This is a genomic window from Serratia sp. TMDUHS_CL (genome assembly GCF_037137105.1).
Lineage (GTDB): Bacteria > Pseudomonadota > Gammaproteobacteria > Enterobacterales > Enterobacteriaceae > Serratia > Serratia nevei.
The window spans coordinates 524,192-543,201 of the sequence record NZ_JBBBDV010000001.1 but is presented as its reverse complement, the minus strand read 5'-3'; the positions used below and the strand labels follow the sequence as shown (position 1 = coordinate 543,201).

The window sequence follows — 19,010 nt, the reverse complement described above, 5'->3', positions numbered from 1 at the left end:
CCGATTTTTTTGTTTATTTGCATCACAAAAATGAAAGAAGCTGATGCTTGCACAATAAAAATGTTTTTAATCCCCATTATGGTGCAAGGGTTATCAGTTATTCCTATGCCTGCGAGGGCCGCTAAATGCCGCAATAGCAGGGAGAAAACCCATCAACAGGTTAACGAAATGTGAACAAGACTACCTTTCACTTGGCCGTGAAAGCCTTTCGATTTTAACAACAGTGAAACATTCTCGCCCCATTTTTGGGCGTTCGGGGGTGTATTGACACATTGAAAGTTAAGGGATAGAAAGAATTTACGTTGCGAAAAACGTTATTCGTCGCTCACCGAGGGGAAAGCAATGTCACCGATAAAAAATACCGGACGCCTGCTGGCGCACTCTATTCTTGCCAGCGCATTATTATTACCCACCCTGATCCACGCCGCAGATAAAATAACATTGCGCTATGCCGTTTGGGACAGAAACCAATTACCTGCCGAACAGGAGATCGCCAAACGTTTTGAACAGGCCAATCCGGATATAAAAATAGAAATAGAATTAACGCCCTCTGCGCAATATTTCGTTAAATTGGATTCCGCTGCCGCCGGCGGCGTGGCGCCGGATATATTCTGGATCAATATGCCTTATTTTGTGCAATATGCCAAAAACGGCATTATGGAACCGCTGGCGCCTTATATTAAGGACAGCGGCCTTCAGCTGGACGACGTGGTCGCCAGTTCGGTAAAAGCCTACCAGTACGACGGCCAACAGATGGCCATTCCGCGCGACGTCGACTCCATCGCCGTGTGGTACAACAAAAAACTGTTCGATCAGGCCGGCGTCAGCTACCCCACCAGCGACTGGAGCTGGGACGATCTGAAAAACAAAGCCACCGCCCTGAAAAGCGGGCTGAAAGGCGCCGCCTTCCCGCTGGTGATGGATCTCAGCATCGACGGCCAGGACAGCTATATGAACCTGCTGTTCCAAAACGGCAATCACATCGTACCGAAAGACGGCCAACCCACCGACATCGCCAACGACAAATCCATCTGGGTCTACCAGCAGCTGCAGGGCATGATGAAAGACGGCCTGATGCCGAGCGCCCAGCAAATGAGCGAAGTCAAAACCGAGAACATCTTCCAGTCCAACCGCGCCGCGATGGTCTATGCCGGTTCCTGGCTGGCGGCGCCGTTCGCCAACAACCCGCTGATCAACGATCACATCGGCGTGGTAATGATGCCGAAAATTGAACGCCAGTCCGGCGTAGCGCACAGCCTGGCCTTCGCCATGTCGGCCAAAAGCGCCCACAAACAGGCCGCCTGGAAATATATCGCCTTCATGAGCAGCGAAGCCTCGCAGGCGGAGTTGGCCAAGGTGGTGATCCCGGCCAACAAGACGGCGGCCAAGGTCTGGGCGCAGCAGATCCAGAAAGTCGACGTCTCGCCTTATATCCAGACCCTTGAAGTGACCCAGGCTTACCCCACCGCCGGCACCAATACGCCGAAATGGCAGAACATGTGGATCGCCAGCCTGAAGAAAATCTTTATGGGCGCGGACGCCAAGCAGGAAATGGACAAGTCGGTCAAGAAGATCGCGCGCGTCATGGAGCAGTAATCGCCCCGCCGCGGCGCGCTACCCCGAGTGTGCGCCGCGGTGGACCCACGCTGAAAGTGATAGGTGAGGAATGGCAACATGTCGCTGGCAGAAACGGCTACGGTCACCCTGAAATCATCCCGGCGCACCGCCCGCCCCGCGCTCAATCGGCTCGAACGCGCCGAACGCTTCTGGGGCTGGGTGATGATCCTGCCGCTGCTGTTGGGGGTCACGGTGTTTTACCTAATCCCCTTTTTGCAGAACATTTTTTACAGCTTTACCGATCTGAACCAGTTCATGCGCTGGAGCAGCATCAGCGTCGATAACTATCTCAACCTGTTCGAAGACGACGACTTCTACACCGCCGCCGCCAACACCCTGTTCTACGTGGTGGTGTGCGTACCGATCAGCCTGAGCCTGTCGCTGCTGTTGGCGATCGGCCTCAACCAGAACATCCGCGGCAAAGGCCTGCTGCGCACCCTGCTGTTCCTGCCGGCGGTCACCATGCCCGCGGCGGTGGCCATGGTGTGGCAATGGCTGTTCAACAAGGATTTCGGCCTGATCAACCAGGCGCTGGGCCTGCTGCACATTGCGCCGGTCGCCTGGCTGTCCGATCCGGACGTGGTGCGCATCAGCGTGTCCATCATCATCATCTGGTCGTCGCTGGCGCTGAAGATCATCATTTTGCTGGCCGGGCTGCAGAGTATTCCGCGCCAGCTGTACGAGGCCGCGGATATCGACGGCATCGGCACCCTGCGGCGCTTCTTCTGCATCACGCTGCCGATGATGGTGCCGACGCTGTTCTTCGTGTCGGTGATGAGCTTTATCGAGATCCTGCAAATCTTCGACGTGGTGTTCCTGATGTTCGACCGCGCGCTGGTGGAAAACGACGTGATGACCGTCACCAACCTGTTCTACAAGTACGCGTTTTACCTGCAGGAAAAAGGCTACGCCTCCGCCATCACCGTGGTGCTGTTCGCCGTCACGCTGGTGATCACCCTGATTCAAATGGCGATCGGCAAGCGCCTGAAAGTCAGCTGAGGAGCTGCACATGAACGCAAGCAAGAAAACGCTGGTGTACCTGTTTATGGGGCTGGCGGCGCTGGCCTCGGTCGTGCCCTTTATCTGGATGCTGGTGACCTCGTTGAAAACCCAGGCCGAGAGCATCCAGATCCCGCTGACGCTGCTGCCGGCGCACCCCAGCCTGCAGGCCTACGGCCGGGTGATGCACGAAATCCCGTTCGCCGGTTTTTATCTCAACTCGCTGCTGGCGACCTTCTTCACCGTCACCCTGCAGATGGCGATCGCCACCCTGGCCGCCTATGGCTTCTCGCGCCTGCATTTTCGCGGCCGCGACGCGGTGTTCCTGGTGTGCGTGTCGATCCTGATGGTGCCCGGCCAGGCGTTTCTGATCCCGCAATTTCTGGTGGTACAGAAGTTGGGGCTGGTCAACAGCATCACCGGGCTGGTGCTGCCGGGCATTTTCAGCGTCTACGCCACCTTCCTGCTGCGCCAGTTCTTTCTGGCGGTGCCGAAGGAGATGGAAGAAGCGGCCTTGATCGACGGCTACAGCTACTTCGCCATCTTCTGGCGCATCATGCTGCCGCTGATCCGGCCGGGCATTATCGCCTGCGTCATCATCAACGGCCTGTGGAGCTGGAACAACCTGATGTGGCCGCTGATCGTCAATACCACCACCGAGAAGCTGACGCTGCCGGTTGGCCTCGCCTCGCTCTCCAGCCGCGCCGGGGTGGAATACCCGTTGCTGATGGCCGGGGCGCTGATGGCGGTGATCCCGATGCTGATGCTGTTCATTATTTTCCAACGCTATTTCATCCAGGGCATCGCCAGCGCCGGGGTGAAAGGCTAACGCGCAGACAAGGTAAATGACATGGCCGGAATTCAGTTAAACAGCGTTAAAAAAGTCTACCCCAACGGTTTCCACGCGCTGCACGGCGTCAATCTGGACATTGAGGACGGGGAATTTATGGTGTTCGTCGGCCCGTCCGGCTGCGCCAAATCCACCCTGCTGCGGATGATCGCCGGGCTGGAGAGCGTCAGCGAGGGGCAGATCCTGATCCACGATCGCTGCGTCAACGACAGCATGCCGAAGGATCGCGGCGTCGCCATGGTGTTCCAGAACTATGCGCTGTACCCGCATATGACGGTGTACAAGAACATGGCGTTCGGCCTGATCGGCAAAGAGAGCAAGGCCGAGATCGACCGCCGGGTGCGCGACGCGGCGGAAAAGCTGGAGATCACCAACCTGCTGCAGCGCAAGCCGGGCCAGCTCTCGGGCGGCCAGTGCCAGCGGGTGGCGGTCGGCCGCGCCATCGTGCGCAAGCCCAAAGTGTTCCTGTTCGATGAGCCGCTGTCCAACCTCGACGCCAAGCTGCGGGTGTCGATGCGCGTGCAGCTGATCGAACTGCACAATCAGCTGAAGCAGGAAGGCGCCGCCGCCACCATGGTGTACGTCACCCACGATCAGGTCGAAGCGATGACCATGGGCGATCGCATTTGCGTGATGAACCGCGGCGCCATCATGCAGGTGGATAAACCGATCAACCTGTACCACCACCCCGCCAACCGTTTCGTCGCCGAGTTTATCGGCAGCCCGTCGATGAACCTGCACGATCTGGCGATCGTGCGCGACGGCCAAACGGTGCGGCTGCGCATCGGCCTGCAGCACCCGCTCGAGCTGCCGCCGGCGCTGCAACGGCAGTTGATGGACTATCCGCATGCGCGGGTGTGCCTCGGTATCCGGCCGGAGTCCCTGCGGCTGTGCGCGCCCGGCAGCGCCAACTGCTTCCCGGCGCAGATCGTCACCATCGAGCGCATGGGCAACGAAGAGCTGCTGCACTGTGAACTGGCCGACCTGCGCTTCGTGCTGCGCATGGCGTCGCTGCCGGACTGGGAGCCGCGCCTCGGCGAAAGCGTTCATCTGGCATTCGATCTGACGCGCGCGCATTTGTTCGACGAGCTCAGCGGCCAAAACCTCAAATAACAACAGCGGAGTATCAGCAATGTCGTCAACACAACCCAACAACGTTGCCCAGCGCCCGGTGCAGGTGCTGGTGGTCGGCGCCGGCGCGCGCGGTGAAATCTACTCGCGCTATGCGCTGGCGCACCCCGATTTGATGCAGGTGGTGGCGGTGGCGGAACCGCGCGACGCCTACCGCGAACAGTTCGTGGCACAGCACGCCATCGCGTCGGAAAACGTCTTCACCGACTGGCGCCAGGCCGCCGATGCCGGCAAGCTGGCCGACGCGGTGCTGATCTGCACTCAGGATCAGATGCACCTGGAACCGGCGCTGGCCTTCGCCCGCCAGGGCTACGCCATGCTGCTGGAAAAGCCGCTGTCGCCGGACGCCGACGAGTGCCGCGCCATCGTCGCCGAGGTGGTGCGCCAAAAGCTGATCTTCTCGGTCGGCCACGTGCTGCGCTACACCCGCTATACCCAAAAGCTCAAACAGCTGCTGCGCGACGGCGCGATCGGCGACATCGTCAGCCTGCAACACCTGGAGCCGGTCGGCTACTGGCATCAGGCGCACTCCTTCGTGCGCGGCAACTGGCGCAACGATCGGCAGGCCGCCTTTATGCTGCTGCAGAAATCCTGCCACGACATCGATTGGATCCGCTACGTGATGGAGCAGCCCTGCGAACAGGTCAGCTCCTTCGGCAACCTGCGCCATTTCCGCCAGGAAAACCAACCGGCCGGCGCGGCGGACAACTGCCTGGATTGCGCGGTGGAGGCGTCCTGCCCCTATTCCGCCAAACGCATCTATCTGGGCGACGACCACAAGGCCACGCCCGGCTTTCTGCGCGTGTTGACGCCAGAACCCGACCAGACAACGCTGCGGGCGGCGCTGCGCGACGGGCCCTACGGCCGCTGCGTTTACCGCTGCGACAATAACGTGGTCGATCATCAGGTGGTCAACATGCAGTTCGCCGGCGGCCGCACCGCGTCGTTCACCATGACGGCCTTTACCCGCCACGAAGATCGCCACACCCGCATCTTCGGCAGCCGCGGCTGCCTGGAAGGCGACGGCCGCCATATCCGCATCACCTCGTTCCTCGACGACGGCGAAGCGCATTACGACACCGACGCCGGCCAGGATCTGCACGCCATGGCCGGCCACGGCGGCGGCGACTACTACCTGATGCAGCACTTTATCGCGGCCATTCGCACCAACGATCCGAGCCAGGTGTTGGCCGGCCCGGCGGAAGCGCTGGAGAGCCACCTGATGGTGTTCGCCGCCGAACGCGCGCGCCGCGAAGCGGCGGTGATCGCCCTGAACGGAGCCTGACCATGAGCACGAGAGAGATGCGTTACGGCTTCGACATCGGCGGCACCAAGATCGAAATGGCCGCTTACGATCGCCAGCTCAATCAGGTGCTGCTTCAGCGCGTGCGCACCCCAACCGGCGATTATGGCGAGTTCGTGGCCTGCATCGCCGGGCTGGTCGAGCAGGCGGACCGCGAGCTGCATACACGCGGCAGCATCGGCATCGGCCTGCCGGGGATCACCGACCCCGTCAGCCGCCGCCAGCTGGCGGTCAACGTGCCCTGCCTGACCGGGCATTGCCTGGCGGATGATTTGACGCAGGCGCTGGCGCGGCCAATCGCCATCGAGAACGACTGCCGCTGTTTCGCGCTGTCGGAAGCCAGCACGCCGCAAACCGCCCATCTGCCGCTGGTGTTCGGCGCCATCATCGGCACCGGTGCCGGCGGTGGCCTAGTGGTGAACCGGCAATTGCACAAGGGGCGCAACGGGCTGGCGGGCGAATGGGGCCATATGCCGATCTCCGCCCAGCTGGCGCAGCGCTACGATCTGCCGCTGTTCGGCTGCAACTGCGGGCTGACCGGCTGCTTTGAACGCTACGTCTCCGGCAGCGGGCTGCTGGCGCTGAGCCGCCACTTTGCCCATCCGGCCGCCGACGTGCCGGCGCTGGTCGCCAGCTATCGCGCGGGGGATACGCTCGCACAGTGGCTGATGACCGTCTACGTCGACATTCTGGCCAGCGCGCTGGCCGGTTTGCAGCTGCTGCTGGACGTCGATGCCTTCGTGTTGGGCGGTGGGTTGTCGAACGTCGGCGAGCTGTATCGGCTGCTGCCGGCGGCGATGCGGCACTGGCTGCTGCCGGGCGTGGAACCGGCAGCGGTATTCCCACCGGTGCACGGTGACAGCAGCGGCGTGCGTGGCGCAGCGCTATTACAGGCGGCGGCATAAAAAAACAGTGAAAGCCCGGCGGCTGTCGAATGATCGCTGCGGCTTTCGCCGTCGCAGGGCCGAATAAAGCCATCGCGAGAATTGTCGACTGAAAAATAACGAATTTGCCGTTTTCACTTTGTGTTAATACCGCTTTCGGTTACCGCTAAACCGAAAGCAAAATTAAATATAACCAACTGATAGATATAGATATTTTAAAATTAATCGATTGCATTTCAGTGTTTCGTTTGCTGTAATTCGCCACGAACAACTGAAAGCGCTCCGGTCGGTATCGCTGCGGCTTATTAAGCCGCGGTCGGGCACGGCTACAGGTAAATCAGGAGTCTGCGTTAATGATCAATACCGCAAAACGCCGGGAATTAATTATCGACCAGCTGTGCCGCGAAGGCTCGGTGCGCGTGGAACAGCTCAGCCAGCAGTTTTCGGTGTCCAGCGTCACCATCCGCAGCGATCTGCGCCAGCTGGAAAAACACGGCTGCGCGGTGCGCGCTTACGGCGGCGCCATGTTGAACAAACAGTTCGCCTTCGATCGCCCGCTGCAGGACAAGGGCCGCATCAACCGCGACGTAAAACACGCCATCGCCTGCGCGGCGGCGGCGCTGATTGAAGACGGCGACGCCGTCATCCTCGACTCCGGCTCCACCACCAGTCAGATGGCGCCGCAGCTGGCGGGGAAAAAGGATCTGGTGGTGATGACCAACGCGCTGAACATCGCCTTCGAGCTGGCCAACAACGAGCAGATCGATCTGATGGTGGTCGGCGGCAGCGTGCGCCGCAAGGCCTGGTCGCTGTACGGCCCCGCCGCCGAACAGCAGCTGCGCCAGTACCGGTTCGACAAGCTGTTTCTCGGCGTCGACGGTTTCGATCTGGCGGGCGGCATCACCACGCCGGATCCGGGCGAAGCGCAGCTGAACCGCGTGATGTGCGAGGTGGCGCGCGAAGTGATCGCCATCGCCGACGCCAGCAAATTCGGCCGCACCAGCTTTTGCATGATCCGCGAAATCGGCCAGATCCACCGCCTGGTCACCGACGGCCGCATTCCGGAACACTATCTGCAGGCGCTGCACCATTTAGGGATCGACGTGATTATCGCCGACCGTTAACCGAGGCTTTTAAGGAGTTGTCATCATGAACGCGTATTTCTCTTACGAGGCGGATTGGCTGAAGCAGCGCAACGCCTGGCACACCGCCGCAGAGATTTGGCAGCAGCCGGATCTGTGGGCGGCGCTGCATCGGCAACTGCAGGAGCAACAGGCGCAGTGGCAGCCGTTCCTGGCGCCGCTGTTGGCCAATCCTCGGCTGCAAATCGTGCTGTGCGGCGCCGGCAGCTCGGCGTTCGCCGGCCGCGCCCTGGCGCCCTGGCTGCGCGAACGAACCGGCCGCGACGTGGCGGCCTACGGCACCACCGATATCGTCGCCAACCCGCGGCAGTATCTCGATCCTGAGCGGCCGACGCTGCTGGTCTCCTTCGCCCGCTCGGGCAACAGCCCGGAAAGCGTGGCGACGGTGGAGCTGGCCGACCAACTGCTGCCGGAAAGCTACCACCTGATGCTGGTCTGCAACCCGGACAGCAAGCTGGCGCAGTATGCGCATCGGCGCGACAACGTCTGTTCGCTGGTGATGCCGCAAGGCTCCAACGATCAGAGCTTCGCCATGACCTCCAGCTTCAGCTGCATGATGCTGAGCGCCGCGCTGCTGCTCGGCCCGCTTTCGCTCGAGGCCGCCCAGGCGCCGCTGAACGCCATGGTGCAGCGCTGCCGTGCACTGCGCGAAACGCTGCAGCCACAGGTAAAGGCGCTGGCCGCCAGCGGTTTCCGCCGTTATATCACTCTCGGCGGCAGCTGCTTTACCGGCCTGGCGGAAGAGGCCTCGCTCAAGATGCTGGAGCTGACCGCCGGGCGCATCGTGACGCGCTACGACTCGCCGCTCGGCCTGCGCCACGGCCCGAAATTTATGGTCGACGGCCAAACATTGGTGGTGGTGATGTTCTCCCACGACGACTACGCCCGCCAGTATGACCGCGATCTGTGGAACGAGCTGCAGCGCGACGGGTTGGCGATGCAATTGGTCGGTTTGACCGGCCAGCCCCGGACACCGCCCGATGCCCTGCTGCCTATGCATCAGGCCACGGACGATATCTGGCTGCTGTTCCCGTATCTGCTGTTCACCCAGATGCTGGCCTTCGAGAGTTCGCTGGCGCTGGGGCTGACCCCAGACAACCCTTGCCCAACCGGCGAGGTTAACCGGGTGGTGAAAGGCGTGACGATTTACCGTTTCCCTTCCCCCGTGCAGTAAGGAGATCCCATGTATCTGATAGCCAACCGAGAAATGCTGCTCAAGGCGCAGCGCCAGGGTTACGCCGTCCCGGCGTTTAACGTTCACAATCTGGAAACCGTGCAGGTGGTGGCGGAAACCGCCGCCGAGCTGCGCTCGCCGGTGATCATGGCCGGCACGCCCGGCACCTTCAGCTACGCCGGCACCGACTACCTGATCGGCATTTGCCAATCGGCCGCGCACCGCTACGATTTGCCGCTGGCGCTGCATCTGGATCATCACGAAGAGCTGGACGACATCGAGCACAAGGTGAAAAGCGGCATCCGTTCGGTGATGATCGACGGTTCCCATCTGCCGTTCGAGCAGAACATCGCCAAAGTGGCTGCTGCGGTCACCTTGTGCCACCGCTATGGCGCCAGCGTGGAAGCGGAACTGGGCCGCCTGGGCGGGCAGGAAGACGATCTGATCGTCGATACGGTGGACAGTTTCTATACCGACCCGGTGGCGGCACGCGAGTTCGTCGCCGCCACCGGCATCGATTCGCTGGCGGTGGCGATAGGTTCCGCCCACGGCCTGTATCACGGCGAGCCGAAGCTGGACTTCGAGCGCCTGGCGCTGATCCGCGAACAGGTGGACGTGCCCCTGGTGCTGCACGGCGCCTCCGGCATTCCGGAGGCGATGGTCAAACGCGCGATCTCGCTCGGCGTCTGCAAGGTCAACGTCGCCACCGAACTGAAAATCGCCTTCGCCGATGCGGTGAAAAGCTACTTTTCACAGCACCCGGATGCCAACGACCCGCGCAAATATATCGTCCCCGGCAAGCTGGCGATGAAAGAAGTGGTGGCGGAAAAGATCCGCATCTGCGGCAGCAGCGGCATGCTGTAACCCCGCGCTCGCCCCCGGTTTCGTGGCTGCACCACGGGGGCGAAAACATCCCGCCATTTCCCGCTTTCCTGAGAGAACGATCACAGCCTTTTACCCTGCCCGCGCCGGAAACCATTAACCGGTCTTCACTATGATCCAAATCATGGTTTTACTCACCCTACCTCCCTATTATCAAATTCATTGGATGCAGGCAGTAGGATTTTTGCTCATTCGTTTTTATTTCGCCAGGCGAAATAGCTTATTTGATGAAAACAAGCGTGCTTGTTTTTTAATTGGCAGCATTTTTACTCTGAGAGGAACAGCGTATGAACCATTACTTAGCCGTATTAAGCGCATTGGTCATTCTGCCCTTCGCTCTGCAAGCAAAACCGCTTTCCGGCAGCCCGGTCGCCTCCGGCGTCGTGCGCTTCACCGGCGCCATTACCACCCCGGCCTGCACCATCACACATCAGGATGAACAGCTTATCTCCAACTGCTTCGGTAAAGTGACGGAATATCAGAACGGGTATATTTCCTCTTCGTTAAAAGAAATGCCAAAAGAATTAGTCTCTGCCGTCACCAGCGAAATGGTGAATAACGATCCCCATTTAAAGCGCGTGACCATCAGCTATAAGTAACGCCAACGCGTTAATGTCTGATGAAATAATAAACAAGACACAACTTGTCTTGATGACTTATAAATTTATTTTATAAATTTAACGTGCAATGACTCCCCGGCTTACCCTGAGCCGGCTATTTGGGCAACCCTGCGGTTGCCCATCAGCATGTCCGAAATCCGCCATCGCTTCCTCCGCTTTCATGCGATAATCGCCATACCAAACCGAGGAGTGATCCAGATGCAGACTTTTTTGATTGATCGTACCGCCACGCCGGTGGGAGAACTGGTGCTGATTGCCGATGAACAGGGGCGCCTGCGGGCGATTGACTGGACCGATCACGAAGCGCGCCTGATGAAGCTGCTGAATACCCACTACCGCGCCGATCGCTTCACCCTGCGTGAGCAGCGCGATCCCAGCGGGCTGACCGACGCGATGCAACGCTATTTCGCCGGGGAACTGGGCATTATCGATCGGCTGCCGGTGATGACCGCCGGCACCGAGTTCCAACGCACCGTGTGGCAACAGCTGCGCCAAATCCCCTGCGGCGAGATCCTGACCTACGGCCAACTGGCGCAACGTATCGGCCGCCCGACCGCCTCACGCGCGGTCGGCATGGCCAACGGTTCGAATCCGATCAGCATCGTGGTGCCCTGCCACCGGGTGATCGGTTCGCAGGGCGCGCTGACCGGCTATGCCGGCGGCGTGCAGCGCAAGCAGTGGCTGCTGCAGCACGAAGGGTACCTGCCGCAGGATCTGCTCTCGCGCTAGCGCGGCACATAGTCCGGCGGGACGCCCTCCGCCGGGGCGGCGGGATAGTAGTCCGGCGGCACCGGCGATGAGGTGGCCTCACCATAACCGTAGGCCACCGGCACCTTGTTACCTTTGGCGTACATGCACTGCGTATACACGGTATCGTAGCGGTCTTGCAGGTCATCGCTGCTGCGCCAGGCCGAGTTATTGGCCATCGCGCTGCCGACCAGCAACCCGCCGCCCGCGCCGATCAGCGCGCCGGGGCCGGCATGACCGGATGCGGCGCCAATCAACGCCCCTGCCGCCGCGCCGACGGCCGTTCCCGCCACCGCCGTTCCCGTCGCCGAATTGGCCGCCGTTTGCGCGCCGCTGCCAAGGCTGTTTTGCGCATAGCCGCGGCACATGACCTCATCGCGATTGAATTGTTCGTAACTTTTCCCCGTGCCGGGCAGCGCGGTGACCCCGGGCCCGGAAGGCGCAGAGACGCAGCCGGCCAACAGCCCGGCCAGCGCCACTATCGGGAAAGCAAAAGAGTGTCTCATCACGCACCGCCTTTAATCACCGGGAGAACGGACCGTCTGGCACCACTTTCATCCAACCGTCAGGACAACGCGGCACCTGGGGGTAATAGCCCGCCGGGCGGCGGCAGTAGTAGGCATAGCTCGGCGGCTTTTCGATATAGGTCTGCGGCGGCGGCGGCGTGACATACACCACCGGCGGCGGCGGGTAATAGAGCGGCGGCGGCCCCCAGGGCACGCCGATCACCACGCGCGGCCCGCCGTAATAATAGCCGTGCCGGTAGTAGCCGTGGCCGTAATAGCCGTGGGCGAAGGCGGCGGCGCTGGCCGTCATCAACACCGCGGCGGCCGCCATCAACAGTATGCGCTTTTTCATCATCCACTCCCGAACAGGATCGTTCACCTGCCTTTCTGACCTTCAGCTTAACGCCGATGCGGCGCGGCTTTGCGGTGAGGATTCGGATGAATGCGACAAGCTTTCGCCAGTAAATGTGTCAAAGGATGATTGATTCACGCCGCTAAAACCTGTCAATGCGAGCCGCGCAGACCACCCGCGCCGATTGCCCTGCCTTATGCCGCCGGAATGGCGACCGCACGTTGCGCATAAGTGCCAAATAAATCTAGCGACTTCAGCGCGATACAGAATAATCGGCGGCATGTGTGCGCAAAATTCGCACACAATACCCCTATTCATGCTAATGCCACCCTTATCAGCTGCAGCAAAAGATGTTAAAATTGACTCATATCAATTATTGAATGAGCGTAATCTATGATCCCGGAAAAACGCGTGATTCGTCGTATCCAGTCTGGTGGTTGTGCGATCCATTGCCAGGACTGCAGCATCAGCCAGCTGTGCATTCCTTTCACCCTTAATGCCCACGAGCTGGACCAGCTCGACAACATTATCGAGAGGAAAAAGCCCATCCAGAAAGGCCAGACCCTGTTCAAGGCCGGCGACGAGCTGAAATCGCTGTACGCGATCCGTTCCGGGACCATCAAAAGCTACACCATCACCGAGCAAGGCGACGAGCAGATCACCGGTTTCCACCTGGCGGGTGACCTGGTGGGCTTCGACGCCATCGGCGGTCTGAAGCACCCAAGCTTCGCTCAGGCGCTGGAAACCTCGATGGTGTGCGAGATCCCATTCGAAACCCTCGACGATCTGTCCGGCAAAATGCCTAATCTGCGTCAGCAGATCATGCGACTGATGAGCGGCGAGATCAAAGGCGACCAGGACATGATCCTGCTGCTGTCGAAGAAAAATGCCGAAGAGCGCCTGGCGGCGTTCGTTTACAACCTGTCGCGCCGCTTCGCGGAGCGTGGCTTCTCGCCGCGCGAGTTCCGGTTGACCATGACCCGCGGCGACATCGGCAACTACCTCGGCCTGACGGTGGAAACCATCAGCCGCCTGCTGGGCCGCTTCCAGAAAAGCGAAATCCTCAGCGTGAAAGGCAAATACATCACCATCGAAAACGCCGACGCCCTGTCGGTGCTGGCCGGTACGCCACGCATCAACGTGACCGTCAACGCCTGATTCCCCTGCCGGATCAACATTTCACCGAAATTGTTGATCCGGCACGCTTCTGTTGTTGTTCTGTTTTTCAATGTTGGGTTACTCTGTAAATTAACAGACTGTTGATTTCAGCTGTAAGGAGGCCCTATGGCGAAGTATCAGAATCTTCTGGTGGCTATTGACCCCAATCAGGACGACCAGCCGGCATTGCGCCGCGCTGTGTACCTGGTAAAACGGAACGGCGGGCGCATCAAAGCCTTCCTGCCCATTTATGACTTCTCTTACGAAATGACGACCCTGCTCTCCCCGGACGAAAGAACGGCGATGCGGCAAGGTGTGATCAGCCAACGCGCCGCCTGGATCAACGAGCAGTGCCGCTTCTATCTCAACGACGGCGTGCCGATCGAAATCAAAGTGGTCTGGCATAACCGCCCCTTCGAAGCCATCATTCAGGAAGTGCTTTCCGGCCAGCATGATCTGCTGCTGAAAATGGCGCACCAGCACGACCGGCTGGAGTCGGTGATCTTCACCCCCACCGACTGGCACCTGCTGCGCAAATGCCCTTGCCCGGTGTGGATGGTAAAAGACCAACCCTGGCCAGAAGACGGCAAAGCGCTGGTGGCGGTCAACCTGGCCAGCGAAGAACCCTATCACGACCCGCTCAATATCAAACTGGTGCAAGAAACCGTCGAACTGGCGCAGAACGTCAACCAGACCGAGGTTCACCTGGTCGGCGCCTATCCCGTTACCCCGATCAACATCGCCATCGAGCTGCCCGACTTCGATCCGAGCGTCTACAACGACGCCATTCGCGGCCAGCACCTGATCGCCATGAAGGCGCTGCGGCAGAAATTCTGCATTAAGGAAGAGTTCACCCACGTGGAAAAAGGCCTGCCGGAAGAGGTGATCCCCGATCTGGCCGAACACCTGCAGGCCGGCGTGGTGGTTCTGGGCACCCTGGGCCGCACCGGCATTTCGGCGGCCTTTATCGGCAACACCGCGGAACATGTGATCGACCATCTGAAATGCGATCTGCTGGTGATTAAGCCGGAGAACTTCAACTGCCCGATCGAGGCGGATGAAGACGATGAGCACGACGACGAAGATTAGCCTTCACGCATAAAAAAATGGGCCGCTAATAAGCGGCCCGTTTTTTTGGTTGCTCAACTACTTCTGCAATGCCCGCAGAATCGCTTCCACGCTGTCTTTGGCATCGCCGAACAGCATTTGGGTGTTCTCCTTGAAGAACAGCGGGTTCTGCACGCCGGCGTAGCCGGTGTTCATCGAGCGTTTAAACGCGATCACGTTCTGCGCTTTCCACACTTCCAATACCGGCATGCCGGCGATCGGGCTGCGCGGATCTTCCAGCGCCGCCGGGTTCACCGTGTCGTTGGCGCCAATCACCAGCACGGTGTCGGTATCCGGGAAGTCTTCGTTGATTTCATCCATCTCCAGCACCACGTCGTACGGTACCTTCGCCTCCGCCAACAGCACGTTCATGTGGCCCGGCAAACGCCCCGCGACCGGGTGAATGCCGAAACGCACCTTCACGCCGCGTGCCCGCAGTTTCTCGGTGATTTCCGCCACCGGATATTGCGCCTGCGCCACCGCCATGCCGTAACCCGGCGTGATGATCACCGAGGTGGAGTTCTTCAACTGCTCGGCCACCTCTTCCGCCGTGGTTTCACGGTATTCGCCCATCTCTTCGGCGTCGCCGGTGGACGAACCGTCACTGCCGAAACCGCCGGCGATCACGCTGATAAACGAGCGGTTCATCGCCTTGCACATGATGTAAGACAGGATTGCACCCGAGGAGCCCACCAGCGCACCGGTGACGATCAGCAGATCGTTGCTCAGCATGAAGCCCGCCGCGGCCGCCGCCCACCCCGAGTAGGAGTTGAGCATCGACACCACCACCGGCATGTCGGCGCCGCCGATCGAGGCCACCAGATGCCAGCCGAACGCCAGTGCGATCGCCGTCATCAGCAGCAGCGTCACCACCTGCCAGCCCACGCTGTCGGTACGCACGAACGCCACCAGCAGCAGGAACGAGATCACCAACGCCGCCAGATTCAGCTTGTGGCGGTTCGGCAGCATCAGCGGTTTGGAAGAGATGATGCCGCGCAGCTTGCCGAAGGCGACGATCGAACCGGTGAAGGTTACCGCGCCGATAAAGATGCCGAGGAACACTTCGGTCAGATGGATATTCGCCATCACCGGCTCCATCGGCGCGCCGTGATCCAGGTAGCTGTTGAAACCGACCAGCACCGCTGCCAGGCCAACGAAGCTATGCAGCACCGCCACCAGCTCCGGCATTTCGGTCATCTCGACCTTTTTGGCCAGATAGACGCCGATCGAGCCGCCGATGATCATGGCGATGATGATCCAGCCGACGTTGCCGGAATCCGGCCCCAGAATGGTGGCGATCAGCGCGATCGCCATACCGGCGACGCCGAACAGGTTGCCCTGCTTCGACGTTTCATGGCGCGACAGGCCCGCCAGGCTGAAAATAAACAAAATAGCGGCAACAATGTATGCAGCTGTAACCAATCCTCCAGACATTTGTTACCCCTTAGTTCTTGCGGAACATCTTCAGCATGCGCTGAGTGACGGTGAACCCACCGAAAATATTGATGCTGGCGATCAGCACGGCGATAAAGGAGAGGAAACTCACCCAGCCGCCATGGCCGATCTGCAACAGCGCACCGACCACGATAATTCCTGAGATCGCGTTGGTGACCGACATCAACGGGGTATGCAGCGCATGGCTGACGTTCCAGACCACGTAGTAACCGACCACGCAGGCCAGCGCGAACACGGTAAAGTGCGACAGGAACTCTTTCGGCGCCGCATCCGCCAGCCAGCCGAACAGCAGGATCGCCAGGGCCATCAGGCCGTACTTCAGCCACGGCGAGGTCGGTTTGGCTTCGGGTTTGGCCACCGGTGCGGCGGCGGGTGCCGCTTTCGGCTGGGCGGAGACCTGAATCGGCGGCGCCGGCCAGGTGATTTCACCGCTGCGCACCACGGTAACGCCGCGGATCACCGTATCGTCGAAATCGATGTCAATCTCGCCGTTTTTCTCCTTCGACAGCAGCTTCAGCAGGTTGACCAGGTTGGTGCCGTAAAGCTGCGAAGATTGCGTCGGCAAGCGGCTCGGCAGGTCGGTATAGCCGATGATTTTCACGCCGTTGTCGGTCACGGTAATGGTGTCGGCCACCGTCAGTTCGCAGTTGCCGCCGGTTTGCGCCGCCAGATCGACGATCACGCTGCCCGGTTTCATCGACGCCACCATCTCTTTGGTGATCAGCTTCGGCGCCGGTTTGCCCGGGATCAACGCGGTAGTGACGATGATATCGACCTCCGCGGCCTGCGCGGCGAACAGCGCCATCTCGGCCTTGATAAAGGCTTCGGACATCACTTTGGCGTAGCCGTCGCCGCTGCCCGCTTCCTCTTCAAAATCCAGCTCGAGGAATTCCGCGCCCATGCTCTGCACCTGCTCTTTCACTTCCGGGCGGGTGTCGAAGGCGCGCACGATGGCGCCGAGGCTGCCCGCGGCGCCGATCGCCGCCAGGCCGGCCACGCCGGCACCGATGATCATCACCTTGGCCGGCGGCACTTTGCCGGCGGCGGTGATCTGGCCGGTGAAGAAGCGGCCGAACTCATGCGCCGCTTCGACGATCGCGCGGTAGCCGGCGATGTTGGCCATCGAGCTCAGCGCATCCATCGACTGGGCGCGCGAGATGCGCGGTACCGAGTCCATCGCCAGCGCGGTGACGTTGCGCGCCGCCAGCTTGGCCATCAATTCGGGGTTTTGCGCCGGCCAGATAAAGCTGACCAGCGTGCTGCCTTCGCGCATCAAGGCGATCTCGTCGTCTTTCGGCGCGTTGACTTTCAGGATCAGATCCGACTGCCACACTTCGCTTTCGTCGACCAGCGCCGCACCGGCGGCTTCGTAGGCGACGTCCTCAAAACTGGCCAGTTTGCCCGCCCCGCGTTCAATCGCGACGGTAAAACCCAGCTTCAGCAGTTGTTCCACCGTTTTCGGCGTGGCTGCGACCCGGGCTTCATTGGCCAACCGCTCTCTTGGTACACCAATACGCATAATGTTCCCTTCTCACCTGTCTTGGATGATGTTTATTATTTTCCTGCCCATAGCATGACGCCAGCGGCGAGCGAGGCGTTAACTTGCCCGCACTGATTTCAGACGCCAACTATAACCTACTGAAAATAAGGTCGATGATCCATAATTGCTTACGCATTCAGCTCTGTTTTTACATAAAAACGCCGCGCGTGATATGACAAATCGCAATTTACCGTGAAAAAACCCATACAGAACAGCGCATTCTGCGTGACAAGAGGTTTACGCTCGGCGTAACGATTTATGGCCACGCGCGGCGAAAAAGCATAAAAGTTATCATTTTGTGAATAATTAACATTAATGACACCAGAGCCTTTATTATGGAAACTTATGACGATGGCGCCATCCGTGCGGCCCGCGTCAACGTCGGCGATTTGTCGCACGGGATAACATAAAATGCTGAGACAGTTTTCAGAATTACATGTAATAATCGACGGCTGAATTACACTTAAACAGTTCAGTACGTTATAAACGTTAATGCGCTAGGCGAAAGGATTTTTTATGAAGCTGAAGAACACGATCATCGCGTCAGCCTTGTTATCACTCACCGCGCTGTCTGCTCATGCGGCGCAAGAGTTAACTCCTGAGAAAGCAGCGGCGCTGAAGCCGTTTGATCGCATCACGATTACCGGCCGCTTCAATGCCATCAATGAAGCCGTCGACGCCGTATCCCGCCGTGCAGACAAACTGGGTGCCGATTCCTTCTATATCCAGGACAGCAACAACAGCAACAACGGCGGCAACTGGCGCGTCACCGCAGACCTTTATCATAAAGATGCGCCAGAAGTGAGCAAAACACCAAAATACCGCGTATTTAACGGCGTGAACGAACTGCCTAAAGATGAAGCCTATCTGCTGGAGCCTTACGATACCGTGAGCGTCAGCGGTTTCTACCGCAGCCAGCCGGACATCAACGACGCCATCTCCAAAGAAGCGAAGAAAAAAGGCGCTGCATCCTTCTTCATCGTGCGCCAGGTTGACGCCAACTCCGGCGGTAACCAGTTCGTCACCGCCTACATCTATAAGGCCGATGCGCCAAAACGCCGCGTGCAGAGCCCGGATGCCATTCCGGCCGATTCTGACGCCGGCCGCGCCGCGCTGGCCGCCGGTGGCGCCGCTGCCGCGAAAGTCGAAATTCCTGGCGTCGCGTCTTCCGGTTCGCCAAGCCGCGACGTGGGCCGTTTCTTCGAAACCCAGTCCTCTACCGGCCAGCGCTATACCGTCACGCTGCCTAACGGCACCAAGATCCAGGAAGTGAACAACGTGACCGCCGCGCAGATGGTACCGTTCGATTCCGTCACCTTCACCGGCCACTTCAACAGCATGACCGATGTCTCCACCGAAGTGGCGAAACGCGCGGCCGAGAAAGGCGCCAAGTACTACCACGTCACCCGCCAGTGGCAGAACAAGAGCGGCGGCAACCTGACCGTCAGCGCCGATCTGTTCAAATAAAACCCGCTTTTCGGTTTACCATCGGGCAGCCCTTGAGCTGCCCGTTTTTATTGCCGCTTTTTTCATCGCACGTTGA

Annotated in this window: 18 protein-coding genes; 14 read left to right on the top strand and 4 right to left on the bottom strand. The window is 59.9% G+C overall.

Annotated features, from left to right (window positions below; all coding sequences use genetic code 11):
- The first annotated feature begins 342 nt into the window (after window positions 1-342).
- The 11 genes from WCL58_RS02655 to ogt all read left to right on the top strand — a co-directional run bounded on the left by WCL58_RS02655 (window position 343) and on the right by ogt (window position 11,331).
- A complete protein-coding gene (locus WCL58_RS02655) occupies window positions 343-1,596 on the top strand; it encodes an ABC transporter substrate-binding protein (protein WP_336850421.1) in 1,254 nt (417 codons plus the stop codon).
- 78 nt (window positions 1,597-1,674) lie between these two features.
- Window positions 1,675-2,616 (top strand): carbohydrate ABC transporter permease, encoded by a 942-nt coding sequence (locus WCL58_RS02650; protein ID WP_047730640.1) that lies wholly within the window; start codon window positions 1,675-1,677, stop codon window positions 2,614-2,616.
- Window positions 2,617-2,626: 10 nt separating this feature from the next.
- Window positions 2,627-3,445 (top strand): carbohydrate ABC transporter permease, encoded by an 819-nt coding sequence (locus WCL58_RS02645; protein WP_004938251.1) that lies wholly within the window; start codon window positions 2,627-2,629, stop codon window positions 3,443-3,445.
- Window positions 3,446-3,466: 21 nt separating this feature from the next.
- On the top strand, window positions 3,467-4,579 hold the full coding sequence (locus tag WCL58_RS02640; protein ID WP_100395729.1) for an ABC transporter ATP-binding protein: 1,113 nt from the start codon (window positions 3,467-3,469) through the stop codon (window positions 4,577-4,579).
- A 19-nt stretch (window positions 4,580-4,598) separates the two neighbouring features.
- Window positions 4,599-5,882, top strand: a complete 1,284-nt coding sequence (locus tag WCL58_RS02635; protein WP_336850419.1) for a Gfo/Idh/MocA family protein — start codon at window positions 4,599-4,601, stop codon at window positions 5,880-5,882.
- A gap of 17 nt (window positions 5,883-5,899) precedes the next feature.
- Window positions 5,900-6,805: an ROK family protein gene (locus WCL58_RS02630; RefSeq protein WP_336850552.1), complete on the top strand. Its 906-nt coding sequence runs from the start codon at window positions 5,900-5,902 to the stop codon at window positions 6,803-6,805.
- A gap of 332 nt (window positions 6,806-7,137) precedes the next feature.
- Entirely contained in the window at window positions 7,138-7,908 is a 771-nt protein-coding gene (agaR, locus tag WCL58_RS02625) for a transcriptional repressor AgaR (protein ID WP_087762745.1), read from the top strand.
- Between the two features lie 25 nt (window positions 7,909-7,933).
- A complete protein-coding gene (locus WCL58_RS02620; RefSeq protein WP_336850418.1) occupies window positions 7,934-9,100 on the top strand; it encodes an SIS domain-containing protein in 1,167 nt (388 codons plus the stop codon).
- A gap of 9 nt (window positions 9,101-9,109) precedes the next feature.
- Entirely contained in the window at window positions 9,110-9,964 is an 855-nt protein-coding gene (locus tag WCL58_RS02615; RefSeq protein ID WP_060439855.1) for a tagatose bisphosphate family class II aldolase, read from the top strand.
- A 305-nt stretch (window positions 9,965-10,269) separates the two neighbouring features.
- A complete protein-coding gene (locus WCL58_RS02610) occupies window positions 10,270-10,581 on the top strand; it encodes a hypothetical protein (protein ID WP_049198300.1) in 312 nt (103 codons plus the stop codon).
- Window positions 10,582-10,800: 219 nt separating this feature from the next.
- Window positions 10,801-11,331, top strand: a complete 531-nt coding sequence (gene ogt / locus WCL58_RS02605) for a methylated-DNA--[protein]-cysteine S-methyltransferase (protein ID WP_060418648.1) — start codon at window positions 10,801-10,803, stop codon at window positions 11,329-11,331.
- Here ogt and WCL58_RS02600 read toward each other — a convergent pair.
- The gene (locus WCL58_RS02600) at window positions 11,328-11,855 is read right to left on the bottom strand and encodes a YMGG-like glycine zipper-containing protein (protein ID WP_336850416.1); all 528 of its coding nucleotides are present in this window, start codon (window positions 11,853-11,855) and stop codon (window positions 11,328-11,330) included. The two genes, ogt and WCL58_RS02600, sit on opposite strands and share 4 nt — an antisense overlap.
- Window positions 11,856-11,871: 16 nt before the next feature.
- Window positions 11,872-12,207 (bottom strand): hypothetical protein, encoded by a 336-nt coding sequence (locus tag WCL58_RS02595; protein WP_060418645.1) that lies wholly within the window; start codon window positions 12,205-12,207, stop codon window positions 11,872-11,874.
- A 393-nt stretch (window positions 12,208-12,600) separates the two neighbouring features.
- Between WCL58_RS02595 and WCL58_RS02590 the strand changes: the two genes are divergently transcribed.
- Window positions 12,601-13,365 (top strand): FNR family transcription factor, encoded by a 765-nt coding sequence (locus WCL58_RS02590; protein WP_004938278.1) that lies wholly within the window; start codon window positions 12,601-12,603, stop codon window positions 13,363-13,365.
- A 126-nt stretch (window positions 13,366-13,491) separates the two neighbouring features.
- Window positions 13,492-14,454, top strand: coding sequence for a universal stress protein UspE (gene uspE, locus WCL58_RS02585; protein ID WP_336850415.1), 963 nt, complete (start codon window positions 13,492-13,494; stop codon window positions 14,452-14,454).
- Window positions 14,455-14,511: 57 nt separating this feature from the next.
- On the opposite strand, the gene pntB is transcribed toward uspE, so the two are convergent.
- On the bottom strand, window positions 14,512-15,906 hold the full coding sequence (pntB, locus tag WCL58_RS02580; protein WP_049198296.1) for a Re/Si-specific NAD(P)(+) transhydrogenase subunit beta: 1,395 nt from the start codon (window positions 15,904-15,906) through the stop codon (window positions 14,512-14,514).
- 10 nt (window positions 15,907-15,916) lie between these two features.
- Entirely contained in the window at window positions 15,917-17,446 is a 1,530-nt protein-coding gene (gene pntA / locus WCL58_RS02575) for a Re/Si-specific NAD(P)(+) transhydrogenase subunit alpha (RefSeq protein WP_201966427.1), read from the bottom strand.
- Between the two features lie 537 nt (window positions 17,447-17,983).
- On the opposite strand from pntA, the gene ydgH reads away from it, so the two are divergent.
- Window positions 17,984-18,934 carry a DUF1471 family protein YdgH gene (ydgH, locus tag WCL58_RS02570; protein ID WP_336850413.1) on the top strand — a complete coding sequence of 317 codons (951 nt, stop codon included), beginning with the start codon at window positions 17,984-17,986 and terminating at the stop codon, window positions 18,932-18,934.
- Window positions 18,935-19,010: the final 76 nt, after the last annotated feature.

Coding starts and splice junctions, on each gene's coding strand:
- WCL58_RS02655 (WP_336850421.1), top strand. CDS start 343: ATGTCACCGATAAAAAATACCGGACGCCTGCTGGCGCACTCTATTCTT.
- WCL58_RS02650 (WP_047730640.1), top strand. CDS start 1,675: ATGTCGCTGGCAGAAACGGCTACGGTCACCCTGAAATCATCCCGGCGC.
- WCL58_RS02645 (WP_004938251.1), top strand. CDS start 2,627: ATGAACGCAAGCAAGAAAACGCTGGTGTACCTGTTTATGGGGCTGGCG.
- WCL58_RS02640 (WP_100395729.1), top strand. CDS start 3,467: ATGGCCGGAATTCAGTTAAACAGCGTTAAAAAAGTCTACCCCAACGGT.
- WCL58_RS02635 (WP_336850419.1), top strand. CDS start 4,599: ATGTCGTCAACACAACCCAACAACGTTGCCCAGCGCCCGGTGCAGGTG.
- WCL58_RS02630 (WP_336850552.1), top strand. CDS start 5,900: ATGCGTTACGGCTTCGACATCGGCGGCACCAAGATCGAAATGGCCGCT.
- agaR (WP_087762745.1), top strand. CDS start 7,138: ATGATCAATACCGCAAAACGCCGGGAATTAATTATCGACCAGCTGTGC.
- WCL58_RS02620 (WP_336850418.1), top strand. CDS start 7,934: ATGAACGCGTATTTCTCTTACGAGGCGGATTGGCTGAAGCAGCGCAAC.
- WCL58_RS02615 (WP_060439855.1), top strand. CDS start 9,110: ATGTATCTGATAGCCAACCGAGAAATGCTGCTCAAGGCGCAGCGCCAG.
- WCL58_RS02610 (WP_049198300.1), top strand. CDS start 10,270: ATGAACCATTACTTAGCCGTATTAAGCGCATTGGTCATTCTGCCCTTC.
- ogt (WP_060418648.1), top strand. CDS start 10,801: ATGCAGACTTTTTTGATTGATCGTACCGCCACGCCGGTGGGAGAACTG.
- WCL58_RS02600 (WP_336850416.1), bottom strand. CDS start 11,855: ATGAGACACTCTTTTGCTTTCCCGATAGTGGCGCTGGCCGGGCTGTTG.
- WCL58_RS02595 (WP_060418645.1), bottom strand. CDS start 12,207: ATGAAAAAGCGCATACTGTTGATGGCGGCCGCCGCGGTGTTGATGACG.
- WCL58_RS02590 (WP_004938278.1), top strand. CDS start 12,601: ATGATCCCGGAAAAACGCGTGATTCGTCGTATCCAGTCTGGTGGTTGT.
- uspE (WP_336850415.1), top strand. CDS start 13,492: ATGGCGAAGTATCAGAATCTTCTGGTGGCTATTGACCCCAATCAGGAC.
- pntB (WP_049198296.1), bottom strand. CDS start 15,906: ATGTCTGGAGGATTGGTTACAGCTGCATACATTGTTGCCGCTATTTTG.
- pntA (WP_201966427.1), bottom strand. CDS start 17,446: ATGCGTATTGGTGTACCAAGAGAGCGGTTGGCCAATGAAGCCCGGGTC.
- ydgH (WP_336850413.1), top strand. CDS start 17,984: ATGAAGCTGAAGAACACGATCATCGCGTCAGCCTTGTTATCACTCACC.